The sequence below is a fragment of the Tepidiforma sp. genome, from assembly GCF_026419595.1.
Taxonomy (GTDB): Bacteria; Chloroflexota; Dehalococcoidia; order Tepidiformales; family Tepidiformaceae; genus Tepidiforma.
On sequence record NZ_JANZZD010000022.1, the window covers coordinates 24,017 to 39,284 of the forward strand.

At 69.3% G+C, this 15,268-nt stretch carries 16 protein-coding genes, 1 tRNA gene, 1 pseudogene and 1 riboswitch; of the genes and pseudogenes, 13 read left to right on the forward strand and 5 right to left on the reverse strand.

What is annotated here, in order from left to right; genetic code table 11:
* Window positions 1-6: 6 nt before the first annotated feature.
* From N2041_RS11205 to N2041_RS11245, 9 genes are all read left to right on the forward strand, one after another.
* The gene (locus N2041_RS11205; RefSeq protein ID WP_297678673.1) at window positions 7-954 is read left to right on the forward strand and encodes a YihY/virulence factor BrkB family protein; all 948 of its coding nucleotides are present in this window, start codon (window positions 7-9) and stop codon (window positions 952-954) included.
* Window positions 955-991: 37 nt separating this feature from the next.
* Window positions 992-1,666 carry a helix-turn-helix domain-containing protein gene (locus tag N2041_RS11210; RefSeq protein ID WP_297678674.1) on the forward strand — a complete coding sequence of 225 codons (675 nt, stop codon included), beginning with the start codon at window positions 992-994 and terminating at the stop codon, window positions 1,664-1,666.
* Window positions 1,663-2,415, forward strand: a complete 753-nt coding sequence (gene sufC, locus N2041_RS11215; protein WP_270055943.1) for a Fe-S cluster assembly ATPase SufC — start codon at window positions 1,663-1,665, stop codon at window positions 2,413-2,415. The genes N2041_RS11210 and sufC overlap by 4 nt, the downstream gene beginning before the upstream one ends.
* Window positions 2,416-2,470: 55 nt before the next feature.
* Entirely contained in the window at window positions 2,471-3,874 is a 1,404-nt protein-coding gene (sufB, locus tag N2041_RS11220) for a Fe-S cluster assembly protein SufB (protein WP_297678675.1), read from the forward strand.
* Between the two features lie 61 nt (window positions 3,875-3,935).
* The gene (locus N2041_RS11225) at window positions 3,936-5,150 is read left to right on the forward strand and encodes a SufD family Fe-S cluster assembly protein (RefSeq protein ID WP_297678676.1); all 1,215 of its coding nucleotides are present in this window, start codon (window positions 3,936-3,938) and stop codon (window positions 5,148-5,150) included.
* On the forward strand, window positions 5,150-5,461 hold the full coding sequence (locus N2041_RS11230) for a non-heme iron oxygenase ferredoxin subunit (RefSeq protein ID WP_297678677.1): 312 nt from the start codon (window positions 5,150-5,152) through the stop codon (window positions 5,459-5,461). The genes N2041_RS11225 and N2041_RS11230 overlap by 1 nt, the downstream gene beginning before the upstream one ends.
* An 18-nt stretch (window positions 5,462-5,479) precedes the next feature.
* Window positions 5,480-6,730 carry a cysteine desulfurase gene (locus N2041_RS11235; protein ID WP_297678678.1) on the forward strand — a complete coding sequence of 417 codons (1,251 nt, stop codon included), beginning with the start codon at window positions 5,480-5,482 and terminating at the stop codon, window positions 6,728-6,730.
* Window positions 6,708-7,166 carry a Fe-S cluster assembly sulfur transfer protein SufU gene (gene sufU / locus N2041_RS11240; protein WP_297678679.1) on the forward strand — a complete coding sequence of 153 codons (459 nt, stop codon included), beginning with the start codon at window positions 6,708-6,710 and terminating at the stop codon, window positions 7,164-7,166. Before N2041_RS11235 ends, sufU begins: the two co-directional genes overlap by 23 nt.
* Complete coding sequence (locus N2041_RS11245) at window positions 7,159-7,485, forward strand: metal-sulfur cluster assembly factor (RefSeq protein ID WP_158066066.1); 327 nt, start codon at window positions 7,159-7,161, stop codon at window positions 7,483-7,485. The genes sufU and N2041_RS11245 overlap by 8 nt, the downstream gene beginning before the upstream one ends.
* Before the next feature lie 12 nt (window positions 7,486-7,497).
* On the opposite strand, the gene N2041_RS11250 is transcribed toward N2041_RS11245, so the two are convergent.
* Together N2041_RS11250 and N2041_RS11255 are read right to left on the reverse strand one after the other, a co-directional pair.
* Window positions 7,498-8,289: an enoyl-CoA hydratase/isomerase family protein gene (locus N2041_RS11250; protein ID WP_297678680.1), complete on the reverse strand. Its 792-nt coding sequence runs from the start codon at window positions 8,287-8,289 to the stop codon at window positions 7,498-7,500.
* A gap of 71 nt (window positions 8,290-8,360) precedes the next feature.
* Window positions 8,361-10,112 carry a glycosyltransferase family 2 protein gene (locus N2041_RS11255; RefSeq protein ID WP_297678681.1) on the reverse strand — a complete coding sequence of 584 codons (1,752 nt, stop codon included), beginning with the start codon at window positions 10,110-10,112 and terminating at the stop codon, window positions 8,361-8,363.
* Window positions 10,113-10,128: 16 nt separating this feature from the next.
* A riboswitch (cyclic di-AMP (ydaO/yuaA leader) is annotated at window positions 10,129-10,287 on the reverse strand.
* A gap of 136 nt (window positions 10,288-10,423) precedes the next feature.
* On the opposite strand from N2041_RS11255, the gene N2041_RS11260 reads away from it, so the two are divergent.
* From N2041_RS11260 to N2041_RS11270, 3 genes are all read left to right on the forward strand, one after another.
* Window positions 10,424-11,092, forward strand: a complete 669-nt coding sequence (locus N2041_RS11260; protein ID WP_297678682.1) for a hypothetical protein — start codon at window positions 10,424-10,426, stop codon at window positions 11,090-11,092.
* Between the two features lie 70 nt (window positions 11,093-11,162).
* Complete coding sequence (locus tag N2041_RS11265) at window positions 11,163-12,809, forward strand: thiamine pyrophosphate-binding protein (protein WP_297678683.1); 1,647 nt, start codon at window positions 11,163-11,165, stop codon at window positions 12,807-12,809.
* Between the two features lie 31 nt (window positions 12,810-12,840).
* Entirely contained in the window at window positions 12,841-13,629 is a 789-nt protein-coding gene (locus N2041_RS11270; RefSeq protein ID WP_297678684.1) for an enoyl-CoA hydratase-related protein, read from the forward strand.
* 21 nt (window positions 13,630-13,650) lie between these two features.
* On the opposite strand, the gene N2041_RS11275 is transcribed toward N2041_RS11270, so the two are convergent.
* Together N2041_RS11275 and N2041_RS11280 are read right to left on the reverse strand one after the other, a co-directional pair.
* Window positions 13,651-14,091, reverse strand: a complete 441-nt coding sequence (locus tag N2041_RS11275; RefSeq protein ID WP_297678685.1) for a CBS domain-containing protein — start codon at window positions 14,089-14,091, stop codon at window positions 13,651-13,653.
* A 40-nt stretch (window positions 14,092-14,131) separates the two neighbouring features.
* Window positions 14,132-14,632 carry a pyridoxamine 5'-phosphate oxidase family protein gene (locus tag N2041_RS11280; RefSeq protein ID WP_297678686.1) on the reverse strand — a complete coding sequence of 167 codons (501 nt, stop codon included), beginning with the start codon at window positions 14,630-14,632 and terminating at the stop codon, window positions 14,132-14,134.
* Window positions 14,633-14,686: 54 nt separating this feature from the next.
* On the opposite strand from N2041_RS11280, the gene N2041_RS11285 reads away from it, so the two are divergent.
* Window positions 14,687-14,760 (forward strand) — tRNA-Gly (locus N2041_RS11285).
* A 76-nt stretch (window positions 14,761-14,836) separates the two neighbouring features.
* On the opposite strand, the pseudogene N2041_RS11290 reads toward N2041_RS11285, so the two are convergent.
* Window positions 14,837-15,268 (reverse strand): annotated as a pseudogene (locus N2041_RS11290) (L-lactate dehydrogenase); the annotation flags it as partial.

Here is a 15,268-nt window from a genome sequence, read left to right on the forward strand (position 1 = left end):
GAGCCGGTGAAGGAACGGGCGCGGCGGGCATGGCGGCAGGTCCCGGGGCCGGTGCGCGCGCCCTTCGAAGTCGTGGCCGCCGCGGTGCGCGGCTACCTCGATGACAACTGCCCGACCTACGCGGCGGCGATCGCGTACTACGCCATCTTCTCCGTCATCCCGCTGGCGCTCATCACTCTCTCGGTATTCGGGCTGTTCGCGGACCGGCAGGCGATCGTCAACTGGGTGTTCGAACAGGTGCCGCTGCAGGAGACGGAAAGCGTGCGGGCGAACGTGGAGGAGATCGTGCGGCGGGCGCAGCAGTTCAGCCCTGCGAGCCTCGGCTTCGGCCTCGTCTTCCTCGTCTGGTCGTCGAGCGGCATCTTCGGCGCAGTGCGGAACGGCATCAACGCGACGGCTCACCTGAAGGGGAGCCGCCCGTTCTGGCGGGGGAAGCTGATCGACATCCTGCTCGTGGCGGTGCTCGGCGCGCTGGTGACGGTTTCGGTGGCGGCGACGGCGACGGCGCGGGTGGTGGTGGCGCGGGTGGATGGGAGCGCGCCGTTTCCGTTCGACCGGCAGGCGGCGACGGAGGTGGTGGGGCTGGTGCTGGCGCCGCTCGTGACGTTCGCGATGTTCATCATCCTCTACCGGGTGGCGCCGGCGGCTCGGCCGGCGTGGCGAGATGCGCTCCCGGGCGCGGCGCTCGCAACGGTGCTCTTCGAGCTGGCGAAGAATGTCGTCGCGCTGGTGGTGGCGCAATCGAGCTTTTCGCGCGATACGGCGATCTACGCAGGCTTCGGGTCGGCGCTCGCGTTCCTGCTCTGGATGTACATCAACGGGTCGATTCTGCTCTTCGGGGCGGAGTTCGCGCGGGCGCTGCGGCTGCGGCGGCAGACGGGCGAGCGGGTGCCGGCGCCGGAGCTGGTGGCGGCGTGGAGCGGGCGGGGCGGATCGGAACTTTCGCAACATTGAAGTTGCGAAAGTCGCCCAAGTCGGCTACGGTGGAGGCATGCAGGGGACGCGCGACCGGATCCTCGCCTACATCGTGGAGCACCGCGGCGCGCGGGCGGAGGCGCTCGCTGAGGCGTTCGACATCAGCCCGGCAGCCGTGCGGCGGCACCTCGAAAACCTGCGGGCGGACGGGCTGGTCGAAGCCCGGGCGGTGAAGCAGGCGACGGGGCGGCCGTACTACGCCTACTTCCCCACGGAGAAGGCGTTCGGGACGATTCCCCCGGCGTACGCGGACCTGATGGCGCGGATGCTGCGCGGGCTCGAACAGCGGCCGGACGTCGTGGCGGAGGTGATGGCGAACGTCGCCGAGTCGCTCGCTTCGCGGCACCGGGACGAAATCCCGGACAGCGGCGCGGTCGAGGAGATCGTCGCGCGGGTGACGGAGGTGCTCCGGCGCGAGGGCATCCTCGAGGCGTGGCGGCTGGAGCCGGACGGTATCCACCTCATCAACTCGTCCTGCCCGTACCACGCGGCGGCGCAGATTTCGGACCTGCCCTGCGAGGCGGACCGGAAGGCGATCGAGCTGCTGCTCGGGCGCGATGTCGAACAGCTCAATCGCATCGTCGATGGAGCGCCATGCTGTGAGTACCTGGTCCGTGGAACGCCGGGCCAGCGGCACATCATCGAAACGGTCGAACTGCAACTGACCACCAAAGGAGAAGAACACCGATGACCGCACTCCTGGAGATCCGCGACCTCCGGGCTTCGATCGGCGAGAAGGAGATCCTGAAGGGGCTCAACCTCGCCATCAACGCCGGGGAGATCCACGCCATCATGGGCCCGAACGGCTCGGGCAAAAGCACGCTGGCGAACGTGCTGATGGGCAACCCGGCCTACGAGGTGACGGGCGGGGACATCCTGTTCAAGGGCGAGTCCATCCTCGAAATGTCGCCCGATGAGCGCGCCCGGAAGGGCCTCTTCCTCGCCTTCCAGTACCCGGTGCCGATCCCGGGGGTGACGCTGGTCAACTTCCTGCGACAGGCGGTGAATGCCGTGCGCGGCGAGGAAGTGCCGATCCGGGAGTTCCGGGAGAAGCTCTTCAGCAAGATGGAGCTGCTGAAGGTGGACCAGGACTTCGCCCGGCGGTACGTGAACGACGGCTTCAGCGGCGGCGAGAAGAAGCGCGCCGAGATGCTGCAGATGGCCGTGCTGGAGCCGGCGATGGCGATCCTCGATGAGACCGACTCCGGACTCGATATCGACGCCCTGCGGACGGTGGCCGAGGCGGTGAACAAGCTGATGAACCCGAACATGGGGCTGCTGCTCATCACGCACTACCAGCGGCTGCTCAACCACATCCGGCCGCAGTTCGTCCATGTCCTGGTGGACGGGCGCATCGCGCGCTCGGGCGGGCCGGAGCTGGCGGAGTACCTGGAGGCGCGCGGCTACGACGAGTTCCTCGCCGAGCTGGCCCGCGCCTGAGCCCATTGCGGGGCGCCTGCGCGCCCTGCGCCGGAGAGAGAGGAGACAGAGGGGAATGACGACGGCACCTGAAGCGATCGTTGGCGAGTACAAGTGGGGGTTCTACGACCCGGAGGAGGCGCTGTTCAAGGCGAACAAGGGCCTCAGCCGGGAGATCGTGAACGTGATCTCCGACATGAAGGGCGAGCCGCAGTGGATGCGGGAGTTCCGGCTGCGGGCGCTCGAGATCTTCTGGCAGAAGCAGGACCCGCCCTGGGGCAGCCCGCAGCTGAAGGAGATCGACTTCGACGACATCCACTACTACGTGAAGGCGACGGACCGGGACGAGCGCTCCTGGGACGACGTGCCGGAGTACATCCGGCGGACGTTCGACCGGCTGGGCATCCCGGAGGCCGAGCGGAAGTACCTCGCCGGCGTCGGCGCGCAGTACGACTCGGAAGTCGTCTACCACAACATCCGCGAAGACCTGGAGAAGCAGGGCGTCATCTTCCTCGGCACCGACCAGGCGCTGAAGGAGCACGAAGACATCTTCAAGGAGTACTTCGGCACGGTGGTGCCGCCGGCCGATAACCGGTACGCGGCGCTGAACAGCGCGGTGTGGAGCGGCGGCTCGTTCATCTACGTGCCGAAGGGCGTGAAGGTGGAGATTCCGCTGCAGGCGTACTTCCGCATCAACACCCAGAACATGGGGCAGTTCGAGCGGACGCTCATCATCGCGGACGAAGGCAGCCAGGTGCACTACGTCGAAGGGTGCACGGCGCCGATCTACCGGAGCGATTCGCTGCACAGCGCGGTCGTCGAAATCATCGTCAAGCGCGGCGCGCGGGTGCGGTACACGACCATCCAGAACTGGTCGAACAACGTGTACAACCTCGTGACGAAGCGCGCGGTGGCGTACCAGGACGCGGTGATGGAGTGGGTCGACGGCAACCTCGGCTCGAAGCTGACGATGAAGTACCCGAGCGTCTACCTGATGGAGCCGGGCGCCCACGGCGAAATCCTCTCGCTCGCGTTCGCGGGGAAGGGCCAGCACCAGGACGCGGGCGGCAAGATCGTCCACGCCGCGTCGAACACGACGTCGACGATCATCTCGAAGTCGCTGAGCAAGGACGGCGGGCGGACGAGCTACCGCGGCCTCCTGAAGGTGTACGACGGCTGCGAGAACGTGAAATCGACCGTGCGGTGCGACGCGCTGCTGCTGGACGAGGAGTCGCGCTCGGACACCTACCCGACGATGGAGATCGACGCGCCGGACGTGCACATCCAGCACGAGGCGTACGTGTCGAAGCTCGGCGAGGACCAGCTGTTCTACCTGATGAGCCGCGGGCTTTCGGAAGAGGCGGCGGCGAAGATGATCGTGAACGGCTTCGTGGAGCCGATCGTGAAGGAGCTCCCGATGGAGTACGCGGTCGAGCTGAACCGGCTGATCGAGCTGCAGATGGAGGGTGCGGTCGGCTGAGGCCGGCTGCCCCTGTGAGCCCTGGTGCGAGCCCGGCGGATTCCGCCGGCGGAGGAGAGTTATGACATCGACCACCGAAGAACGGGTGAGGATTTCGGCGGTGAGCCGCGAGCTGGGCGCGCAGCTGGGCGACCCGGAGTGGCTGGCCCGGCTGCGGGGCGAAGCCGCCCGGCTCGCCGATGAGCTGGACTGGCCGGACAGCTACCAGTCGCGGCCGTGGAAGTACTACGACGCGCGGAGTATCGACCTCGCGCGCTACCCGGCGGAGCAGGACGAAGCGATCGCCGTGGAGGCGCCGGACGGCGTGACGGTGACGACGCTCGGCTTCGCCGAGGGCGCGACGGCGGAGCGGCTGGCGGCCTCGCTCGGGACGGCGGTCGCGCCGGGCACCGACCGGTTCACGGCGCTCCATTACGCCCTCCTGCGCGAGGCGGTCATCGCGGACGTGCCGGCGAACGCGGAACCGGCCGCGCCGGTGCGCATCCGCCGGACCATCGGCGGGCAGCAGTTCGCCGCCCCGCACACCGTCATCGTGACGGGCGCGAACAGCCGCGTGACGGTCGTCGAGGAGTACAGCTCCGACGGGGCGGACATCCTCGCCGTGCCGGCGGCCGAAGTCATCCCGGGGCCGGGCTCCGAGGTTCGGTATTATGTCGTCCACCGGTGGGGGCCGGCGACGCGCTCGTTCGGCTACCAGCGGATGCTCGGCGCGGAGCGGGACGCCGCCTTCCAGAACCTGCAGCTCGTGCTCAGCGGGCGGGTGGTCAAGGGTCAGATGGAGTCGTCGCTCGTCGCCCGGGGGACGGGCTCGGAGCTGCTCGGGCTGGCCTACGGCCGCGGCGAGGAGTACGTCGACTTCTACACGCTGCAGGACCACATCGGCCCCGATACGCGGAGCGACCTGCTCTACAAGGCGGCGCTGCGCGATTCTGCCCGGTCGGTCTACTACGGGCTGACGCGCGTCGGGCTCGGGGCGAAGAACGCCGACGCGAACCAGGAGAACCGGAACCTGCTGCTGAGCAAGACGGCGCGGGCCGACAGCGACCCGGTGCTCGAAATCCTGACCAGCAACGTCATCCGCGCCTCGCACGGCGCCACGGCCGGCCCGGTGGACGAAGAGCAGCTGTTCTACCTGCAGACGCGCGGCATCCCGCGGCCGGCGGCCGAGGCGATGCTCGTCTGGGCTTTCCTCGAGGAGGTCGTCAGCCGGGTGCCGGACGGCGCGCTGCGGGAGGAGCTGCTCGGGCTGCTCGAGGCGAAGGTGAGGGGCGCCTGATGGGCTGGACGGCCACGCTCCGCGCGGAGGAGGTCGCGCCCGGGACGGCGAAGGTCGTCGAGGCGGGCGGCCGCCGGATCGCCGTGTGCAACACGGGCGAGGGCTACTACGCGATCGACGACCTGTGCACGCACGACGGCGGGCCGCTCGACCAGGGGCGGCTCGACGGCCGGGAGATCGAATGCCCGCGCCACGGCGCACGGTTCGACGTGACGACGGGCCGGGCGCTCTGCCTGCCCGCCGTGCGGCCGGTGCGCACCTACCCGGTCCGGGTCGCCGACGGCGTGGTCGAGATCGACCTGCCCGCGTGAACGAAAGGGGGCCGGCAGATGCTCGATATCGCACGGATTCGCGGGGATTTCCCCATCCTGGGGCAGCAGGTGAACGGGCGGCGGCTCGTCTACCTCGACAATGCGGCCACGACCCAAAAGCCGCGGCAGGTGATCGAGGCGCTCGTGCGGTATTACGAGACGTCGAACGCGAACATCCACCGGGGCATCCACACGCTGGCGAACCGGGCGACCGAGCAGTACGAAGCGGCGCGCGGCAGCGTCGCGCGCTTCATCGGCGCGGCCGGCCCGCAGGAAGTGATTTTCACCCGGAACGCCACGGAGGCGATCAACCTCGTCGCGCGCGCCTGGGGCGATGCCAGCATCAGCGAGGGCGACGAGATCGTCCTGACGGTGATGGAGCACCACTCGAACATCGTGCCGTGGCAGCTGCTGGCGGCCCGGAAGGGGGCGCGTCTGCGGTACGCGGGCATCACCCCGGACGGGCGGCTGGACCTCGACGGGCTGCGGCAGCTCATCGGGCCGCGGACGCGGCTCGTCGCGGTCACCCAGATGTCGAACGTGCTCGGCACCATCAACCCGGTCGGCGACATCGCCGAGATGGCGCATGCCGCCGGCGCGCTGCTGCTCGTCGACGGGGCGCAGAGCGTGCCGCACCTGCCGGTCGACGTGCGCGGGCTGGGGGCTGATTTCCTCGCCTTTTCGGCGCACAAGATGCTGGGCCCGACGGGCGTCGGCGTGCTGTGGGCGCGGGAGGAGCTGCTCGCGGCGATGCCGCCGTTCCTCGGCGGCGGCGACATGATCGCCGTGGTGCGCGAGGAGACGTCGACCTGGGCAGACCTGCCGCACAAATTCGAGGCAGGCACGCCGAACATCGCCGACGTCATCGCCTTCGGCGAGGCGATTGCGTACCTCGAGAGCATCGGCATGGCGAACGTCCGGCGCCACGAAGAGGAGCTGACGGCGCTGGCGCTCGAGCGGCTCGGGCGGGTGCCCGGGCTGCAGATCTTCGGGCCGGCGTCTGCAGCCGAGCGGGGCGGCGTCGTGAGCTTCGCGATGGAGGCGGCGCACCCGCACGACGTGGCGACCATCGCCGACGGCTACGGGGTGGCGATCCGGGCGGGCCACCATTGCGCGCAGCTGCTGATGCGCGCGCTCGGCGTGCCGGCGACGAGCCGGGCGAGCTTCAGCATCTACAACGGCGAGGACGACCTCGAGGCGCTCATCGAAGCGCTGGAGGGCGTCAACCGCGTCTTCGGGGAGGGCCGTGAGCGAGCCGCTGTTCGATGACCTCTACCGGGAGCTGATCCTGGACCACTACCGGCGGCCGCGGAACCGCGGCCCGCTGCCGGCGCCCACGCTGCAGGCCGAGGGGGTGAACCCCGTCTGCGGCGACGAGATCCACCTCGACCTCGACGTCAGCGACGGCGTGATCCGCGACCTCGGCTTCTGGGGGCAGGGGTGCTCGATTTCGCAGTCGAGCGCTTCGATGCTGACGGAGCGGCTGAAGGGCCGGCCGCTGGCCGAGGCGGAGGCGGTCACCGGCAAAGTACGATCGATGCTGGTCGAGGGCGCGCCCCCAGACCCGGAGCTCGGCGACCTCGCCGCGCTGGAAGGCGTGGCGAAACTGCCGGTCCGCGTGAAATGCGCGCTGCTCGCGTGGAACGTGCTGCTCGAAGCCCTGCGGCAGGCGAAGCAGGCCGCACAGGAGGAACGACATGGCTGATACCGAAACGCCCCAGGCCCCGACCTACGAACAGCTGCGGGAGAAGCTCCGGGAGGTGAAGGATCCGGAGATCAACATGAGCATCGTGGACCTCGGGCTCGTGTACGACATCCAGTACGACAACGGCGACGTGCTCGTGACGATGACGCTGACGAGCCCGGGGTGCCCGCTCGGGCCGATCATCCGCGGGGAGGCGTATGCGAAGCTGCGGGAGCTGCCGGGCGTGAAGGACGTGGACGTCCAGATCGTCTGGAACCCGCCGTGGGACCCGCGGACGATGGCGAGCGAGGACGTGAAGATGGCGCTCGGGATCTGGTAGCGCGCCCGGCGCTCAGCGGCCCTTCCACTGCGGGTCGCGGTGTTCGAGGAAGGCGCGGACGCCTTCCTTGAAGTCCTCGCTGGCGAAGAGCCGGCCGATCGTTTCGGTGCTGTCCGCGAGGTGGTCCATCGGGTCGCGGGTGAGTCCGCGGTAGAGCAGACGCTTCGTTTCGGCGGTCGCGAGCGGCGAGCCGCGCGAGACGGTGTGCGCGAAGGCGAGCGCGCGCTCCATCAGCTCGGCATCGGGCACGACTTCGTGGACGTAACCGATGTCGAGCGCGCGGGTCGCGGAGATGATTTCGCCGGAGTAGAGCAGATAGGCCGCGTTCTGGAGGCCGACGATGCGGGCGAGGAGCCACGTCCCGGCCGCAGTATCGGGCACGAGGCCGCGGTGGACGAAGACCCAGCCGAAGCGGGCGGATTCGGCGGCGATGCGGAAGTCGCACTGGGAGGTGAACTCGACGCCGACGCCGACGGCGACGCCGTTGACGGCGGCGATGGTCGGTTTGCCGATAGAGGCGAAGGTCCACGGCGCGGGCCGGGATTCGGCGTAGGCGCGGCCGTAGGATTCGGCGCGGCCGGCCGTCGGCGGCTGGCTGGAAAGCTGCTGGAGATCGGTGCCGGCGCTGAAGGCGCGGCCGGTGCCGGTGAGGACGAGCGCGCGGACACGGTCGTCGGTGCCGGCCTGCCGGATGGCGTCCTCGATCGCCCCGAGCATCTCGTAGGTGATGGCGTTCATCTTCTCGGGGCGGTTGAGGCGCAGGACGGCGGTGGAGCCTTCGAGGGTGTACTCGATGTCGGGCACGGGCAGGGGCCTCCGTGGATGGGGTGCGGAGGGACGATACGGGATCGGCGGGCGGTTCGCGAGCAGCCCGGCTAGTTGCCGCCGGCGACGGCGACGGCCTCGGCAGATTCGGCCTCGGCAGCCGCCGGAGCGCGGGCCGGCAGGGCGCGGCTCCCCTTTTCGGCGACGCGGTAGACGAGCCCCTTGCCGGAGGCGAGCTTCCACTGGGCGTTGAGCGCGGGGAGGCTCGCGAAGAAGAAGGTGATGACGGCCATCAGCGGCCACATCAGCAGGCCGGTGACATAGACGGAGCGCGAGACGTAGGAGGGCCGGGGGCCGCGCGTGCGGAGTTCGAAGACGATCATGACCAGCAGCGGGAAGAGGCAGAGCGCGACGAGGATGCCCGGCAGGTTGAGCCACATCGTGGGCTCGAAGATGCCCTCGGGGCCGATGCGGAACCAGCGAGAGGGCTCGAGGAAGTGCTCGGGGTGCCAGCCGGTGCCGGGCACTTCGTAGCGGTGCGTCCACCAGCCGGGGAGCGGCGCGCCGAGCTTCGCGGCGAAGCGGGCCGGGAGGACGATGCCGAGCGTGACGATGTACCACTGGGCGGCCCAGAGGACGTGGACCTTCGTGACCGCACCGGCGAGGAGCAGGCGGCGGCGCCAGGAGAGCGGCGACTTCGGATGCATGGCGGCCCGCCACGCGTAGGGGATATCGCTTGCGCCCCAGGCGTGGCGGACGGACTGGGCATAGTGCGCCTTGAGCGTCTTCCAGTAGCCGTCGGCCAGGACGCAGTCGTTGCCGAGGGGGAGGAAGAGCGGTTCGACGTTCACGTCGTCGCCGAGGCTGTAGGAGCACTTCAGGTAGAGGTGCCAGTCCTCGGGGATGACCTCCTCGTCCCAGTAGTCGACCTCATGGAGCATCTGCCATGAGAGGGAGTAGCAGCTGGTGGGGAAGCGGACGCTGCCGGGGATGAGGAGGTTGGAGGTGCGGTTGATGCCGGAGAGGCCGTCCGGGATGCGGAGCGGGGCCGGGATCTCCCAGATGTTGTTCGAGTTGAAGATGGTGGGCTGCCAGAAGGTGCGGTACGGCTTCTTCGCGGTGAGGAAGAGGTAGTTCAGCGCGGCGAAGTGGGAGGGATGGAAGACGGCGTCGGCGTCGCAGCTCGTGACCGTATAGCGGAGGAGGTCGTCGCCGCCCCGCTCGATGAGGCGGAGGTAGGCTTCGCGCGCGCCCCAGGCCTCGTTCGAACCCTTGCCGGGCGTCTCGCCCGGCAGGCCCGCCGGGTGGAAAGTGGCGAAGATATCAGCGAAGACGCCCGGGTAGCGGGCGACGAGGCGGGCCGCCTTTTCGCGGGCGCCGGCTTCGCGGTCCTCCATGGCGAGGACGACGACGAGCTGCTTCGCGACGGACTGCGCGGCGAGGGAATCGACCGTGCGGGCGAGGCCCTCTTCGGATTCGCGGTAGTTGGGGATGATGACGAGGTGCCGGGGCCATGCCCAGCGGTCCGGCTGGCCGGTGCGGGCGACGTGCGCCTCGTACTTCGCGCGCCAGTCGGTCTGCTTCCAGCGGGCGATGCGGCGGAGGCCGATAGCGCAGGCGATGGCGACGGAGTAGCTGCGGAGGAGCCAGTAGACGAAAAAAGCCGTGGAGAGGACGGCGAAGAGGAGGGGCGCCTTGAACGGGCCCCAGAAGATGAAGCTGACGAGGAAGAGGGAGAGGAAGAGGGGGAGGGCGTTGCCGAGCCGCTCCCAGAACGGGGAACGGGCGCTGACGGAGAGCTGCGGCAGTTCGCAGCTGCGCGGGGCAGGAGATGCGACGGGTGCGGAAGGCCTGGAGACCATGTGCGGGGTGGCCTCGAACTCGGTCTTCCTACGCCGCCGAGGTTAGCTGCCGGGCTGCGGCCGGAGATAGCCGCTCCGCCTTCGCCGCCCGGGATGCCGGGCGGCCGGGGCGGATTCGCCCCGAAAACTGGTTCCCCCGTTCTGCCCCGGAGGGCAGACTAGGCGCTGCGGCACGAGGGCCGCAGATGCATCGTTCGCCGGGCAGGCGTAAGCGTCAAGGCCCGGAATCGAAGAATTTTTCCGGGAAATCGGGGGTCGAGATGAACGGGGAATTGCAGATTCGGGAATCGCTCTTCGGGGATATTCGCGAGGTGAATTTCTGGTTCAGGTGCGGCGAGGAGCTCGTGCCGGGGGTGGCGTACCTGCCGGCCGGGGCGGAAGAGCCGATGCCGCTGGTGCTCATCCAGCACCCGGGGATGGGCTCGAAAGAGGACTACTGGGTGAGCGAGGTGGGCCAGCGGTGGGCGAAGCGGGGCTGGGTGTGCGCGGGGCTCGATGCGCCGCTGCACGGCGAGCGGCAAACGCACGACCCGATGGCGCTCTTCCGGCAGCCCGAGCGGTACGAGGCAGTGCGGGCGCAGTTCGCCGCGGAGGTGGCGCGGATGCTCGAGCTGCTGCCCGGCGCGCTCCCGATCGATACGGAGAGGCTGGGCTACGTCGGGTATTCGCTCGGGAGCATGATCGGGCTGGCGGCAGTGGCCCGGAGCGGCCGCTTCCGGGCGGCTGCGTTCTGCCTCGTGGGCGAAGGCGGGCTCGCCGGGAGCGCTGCCGGCCCGGATTCGGACGCGGCGAAGCTGGGCGGCGTGGCGGTGCGCATCGTCGGCAAGCTGAACGATGAGCTGATCCCGCGCGAACGCACGGAAGCGCTCTTCGCGGCGCTGCCGGGCGACAAGGACCTCCAGTGGCTGCCCGGCGGCCACTTCGAGATCGGGCCGGACGTCGTGCGGCTGGCGGAGGAGTGGATGGCTGCGAAGCTCTGAGCCCCGAGCGGCGAGCGGGGCAGCTGCGTATACTCGCGGGCACTGCATCTACCCCAACCCGGAGCACGCGATGGGCACCATGATCGACGGGGGCGAAATCATCGCCCGGATGATCAAGCAGGAGGGCGTGAGCCACATCTTCACGCTCTCCGGCGGGCACATCCAGAACATCTACGAGGGATGCCTGAACAACGGCATCGGCATCGTGGATACGCGGCACGAACAATCGGCCGGGCACGCAGCCGACGGCTATTCGCGCATCACCTTCAAGCCGGGGGTGGCGGTCGTCACCGCCGGCCCGGGCGTGACGGACGTCGTGACGGCGGTAGCGAACGCGTACCAGGCCTCGAGCCCGATGGTGGTCATCGGCGGGCGGTCGCCGCTACGGCAGTACGACATGGGATCGCTGCAGGATATCGAGCTGCTCGACGTGATGAAGCCGATCACGAAGTGGTCGCAGGCGGTGTACGAGACGCGGCGGCTTCCGTACTACATGGCGATGGCGTTCCGGGAGGCGATGACGGGCCGCTACGGGCCGGCCTTCCTGCAGGTGCCCTCGGACGTGCTGTTCGGCCGGGTGGACGAGGACTCGCTGGAGTGGCCGAAGAACTACCGCGTGACCGGGGAGATCATGGGCGACCCGGCGCTCATCAAGCAGGCGGCGCAGCTCATCCGGGACGCGGAGAAGCCGATGGTGATGGCGGGCTCGGGCGTGTTCTGGCACCGCGCCCACCGGGAGCTGGCCGAGTTCGCGCGCGCGGCCGATGTGCCGGTGTACACGAACGCGATGGGCCGCGGCACGCTCCGGCAGGACAACCCGAACTTCTTCTCGCTCTCGCGGAAGCCTGCCTTCGCCCAGGCGGACGTGATCGTCATCCTCGGGACGCCGATCGACTTCCGGCTGAAGTACGGCCGGCCGCCGGCCTGGAACCCGGCGGCGAAGGTCATCCAGATCGACATCGACCCGCGGGATATCGGCCGGAACCGGGATTTCACCATCGGCATCGAGGCGAACATCCGCCAGGCGCTGCTGCAGCTGACGTCGGAGATCGGGAAAGCGGAGCACCGGGAGTGGATGACCTACCTGCGCGGGCTGGAGAACCAGGCAGATGAGCAGCGGTCGTTCTTCATGAACTCGGACGCGGTGCCGATTCACCCGCTGCGACTCTGCAAGGAGATCGCGGAGTTCGTGGACGACGACACGATCGTCGTCGGCGACGGCGGCGATATCGTCGCGCTGGCCGCGAGCGTGCTGCCGATCAACAACCCCGGGCAGTGGATGGACCCCGGCCCCTTCGGGACGCTGGGCGTGGGGACCGGCTTCTGCATGGCCGCGGCCGTCGCCGCGCCGGGGAAGAAGGTGCTGATGGTGAACGGCGACGGCACGTTCGGGCTGAACGGGTTCGATTTCGATACGTTCGTGCGCTTCAAGATGCCGATCGTCTCGGTGGTCGGGAATGACCGCTGCTGGCACCAGATTTATGTCGGCCAGAAGGCGCAGTACGGCGAAGGGCGCACGCCGGCGACGGTGCTCGGAGACAACGCGCGCTACGACAAAGTCGTGGAGGGCCTCGGCGGCCACGGCGAGTTCGTGGAGCACCCGGAGCAGATCAAGGCCGCCATCGAGCGGGCCTTCGCGAGCGGCAAGCCCGCCTGCGTGAACGTCATCATGGACCCGGAGCCGGCCGGAGTGAAAGGCGGCTACGAATTCAAGTAGGCCCCCGGCGCGCCGGGGAGGGAGGCAGGCCATGGAGCACATCCGCATCGACCGGGACGGGCGCGTCGCCATCGTCACGCTGAACCGGCCGGAGGTGATGAACGCCCTCAACCGGCAGATGTACGCCGAGCTGGAGCAGGCGTTCCGGGAGCTGCACCGCGACCCGGACGCGTGGTGCATCGTGCTCACCGGCGCCGGCCGGGCGTTCTGCTCGGGCGACGACGTGAAGCAGATCATGCTGGGCGAGCAGCGGGACGAGACGGCGACGCGGCTGCGGGAGGTGAAGCCCCGCCCGACGCCGGCCGCCGCGGCGGTGCTCGAGTGCGACAAACCGGTCATCGCGGCCGTCAACGGCCCGGCAGTCGGCTGGGGGATGGACCTCACGCTCTTCTGCGACATCCGCATCGCTTCGGAGCAGGCAAAGTTCGGCGAACTGTTCATCAAGCGCGGGCTGGTCGCCGACCTCGGCGGCCTGTGGCGGCTGCCGCAGGTGGTCGGGCCTTCGAAGGCGGCGGAACTCCTGTTCACGGGCGACGTCATCAGCGCGCAGGAGGCGCTGGAGATAGGCCTCGTTTCGAAGGTGGTGCCGCACGAGGAGCTGCTGCCGGCCGCGCTGGCGCTGGCGAAGAAGATCGCCGCGAACCCGCCGATCGCGATGCGCTACATGAAGGAAGGTCTGCGGCGCTCGCGACACGCGACGATGGCCGAGATGGGCGAGTACATCGGGAACGCGCTCGCCTACCTGTTCACGACGGAGGACCACCGGGAGGGTGCGCTCAGCTTCGTCGAACGTCGGGAGCCGGTGTTCAAAGGGCGCTGACCGGCCGGCGAGCCGGGGCCGTCAGCTGAGCCGCCCGGTGATGTAGTCGGTCATCTGCCGGATGTGGTCTTCCTGGTGCATGGTGACCCAGCGCATGAGGTCGCCGATGGAGATCATGCCGACGAGGCGGCCGTCTTCGAGCACGGGCAGGTGCCGGAAGCGGCGGCTGGTCATCAGCGCCATGGCCTCCTCGACGTGCCAGTCGGGCGAGATGGTGACCGGCTCGCGGGTCATGACTTCAGCGACCCGGGTGAGTGCCGGGTCGCGGTCGGCATCGACGACCCGGCGGAGGACGTCGCGCTCGGTGAAGATGCCGACGGGCCGTTCGCCGTCGACGACGAGGAGGGCGCCGATGCCTTTCTCGTTCATCTGGCGGACGGCTTCGGCGACGGTGGCGGACCGCTCGATGGTATAGACGTGGCGGCCCTTCTCGGCGAGGACGCTGCTGACGAATCCGTACATGGGAACCTCCTTGCCGGTAGATTCCCAGTATACGTGGCTGTCAAGTCCCCGTTTGGCGCTCCCGGCGAAGGGCGGCGAGCTTGAAGTTGTCCCACGTGACGAGTTTGTCAGGGGTGAAGACGACCCAGCGCCAGTTGCGGCCGCGGGCGGTGGATTCGTTACGGCGGGGTTCGGCGGGTTCGCCGTGGCCGCCGGCGTATTTGCGGCCCATCTGCCAGCGGACCTCTTCGAGGTGCGGGTCGGCAGCTTCGGCGGCGGCGTCCTCGAGGACGCGGGCGGTGCCCTGGAACATCGCGCCCTGGAGCTCGGGGAAGCGCTCGTTGCGGTCGACGAGGATGGTGCAGGTGGGGTTGCGGCGGAGGTTTTCGACCTTCTGGCCGCGGCAGAAGGTGTAGATCTTTCCGCCGGCCCAGCCGAACCAGAGCGGGGTGAGATTGATGCGGGTGCCCGGGCCGATGGTGGCGATGCGCATGTTCCAGGTGGAGAGCATCAGCTCATCGAGCTGCTCGGGCGTGAGCGAGAGTTCCTTGGGGATGGGCATGCAGGGACACCTCGAATGTAACGTCGCGGGATGCTACTCTACAGGAGGACGCGGGCGGGTGTGGTTCAATGGCAGAACGCGACCTTCCCAAGGTTGAGACGCGGGTTCGATTCCCGCCATCCGCTCCAAAAATTCGAGCATCCTGACACCGCCGCCCGGTCGGGCGGCGGTTTTTCGTTCCCGCAGAGTGCACCAAACCGGGATTCAGGGCCGCGTGAGGGAGGCGAGGGCTTCGCGCAGGATGCCGGCGCTCCGCTCGAGGGCAGCCGCTTCGTCATCCGCGAGCGGAGGGAGGAGTTCGGCTTCGATGCCGCCGGCGCCGACGACGCGGGGCAGCGAGAGCGCGACATCGCCGTACGGGGTGCCGGGCTGGCCGACGGCTGAGACCGTGAGGACGGCCCGCTCGTCATCGCGGATGGCGCGGAGGAGCCGCGCGACGGCGCCCGCGACGCCGTAATAGGTCGCGCCCTTCCCGGCGATGATGCGGTAGGCCGCGCGGCGGACGGCGTCGTCGATGCGCTCGCGATCGGCGGCCGCGAGGGGACGGCCGAGCCCGGCCGCCGCAGCATCGAGCGGCAGACCGCCGACAGCAGCGCTGGACCAGAGGAGGACTTCGGAGTCGCCGTGTTCGCCGAC

Excerpts from the sequence above, each read along its gene's own strand:
- N2041_RS11210 (WP_297678674.1), top strand. The coding sequence starts at position 992 with ATGCAGGGGACGCGCGACCGGATCCTCGCCTACATCGTGGAGCACCGC.
- sufC (WP_270055943.1), top strand. The coding sequence starts at position 1,663 with ATGACCGCACTCCTGGAGATCCGCGACCTCCGGGCTTCGATCGGCGAG.
- sufB (WP_297678675.1), top strand. The coding sequence starts at position 2,471 with ATGACGACGGCACCTGAAGCGATCGTTGGCGAGTACAAGTGGGGGTTC.
- N2041_RS11225 (WP_297678676.1), top strand. The coding sequence starts at position 3,936 with ATGACATCGACCACCGAAGAACGGGTGAGGATTTCGGCGGTGAGCCGC.
- N2041_RS11230 (WP_297678677.1), top strand. The coding sequence starts at position 5,150 with ATGGGCTGGACGGCCACGCTCCGCGCGGAGGAGGTCGCGCCCGGGACG.
- N2041_RS11235 (WP_297678678.1), top strand. The coding sequence starts at position 5,480 with ATGCTCGATATCGCACGGATTCGCGGGGATTTCCCCATCCTGGGGCAG.
- N2041_RS11245 (WP_158066066.1), top strand. The coding sequence starts at position 7,159 with ATGGCTGATACCGAAACGCCCCAGGCCCCGACCTACGAACAGCTGCGG.
- N2041_RS11255 (WP_297678681.1), bottom strand. The coding sequence starts at position 10,112 with ATGGTCTCCAGGCCTTCCGCACCCGTCGCATCTCCTGCCCCGCGCAGC.
- N2041_RS11265 (WP_297678683.1), top strand. The coding sequence starts at position 11,163 with ATGGGCACCATGATCGACGGGGGCGAAATCATCGCCCGGATGATCAAG.
- N2041_RS11270 (WP_297678684.1), top strand. The coding sequence starts at position 12,841 with ATGGAGCACATCCGCATCGACCGGGACGGGCGCGTCGCCATCGTCACG.
- N2041_RS11275 (WP_297678685.1), bottom strand. The coding sequence starts at position 14,091 with ATGTACGGATTCGTCAGCAGCGTCCTCGCCGAGAAGGGCCGCCACGTC.
- N2041_RS11280 (WP_297678686.1), bottom strand. The coding sequence starts at position 14,632 with ATGCCCATCCCCAAGGAACTCTCGCTCACGCCCGAGCAGCTCGATGAG.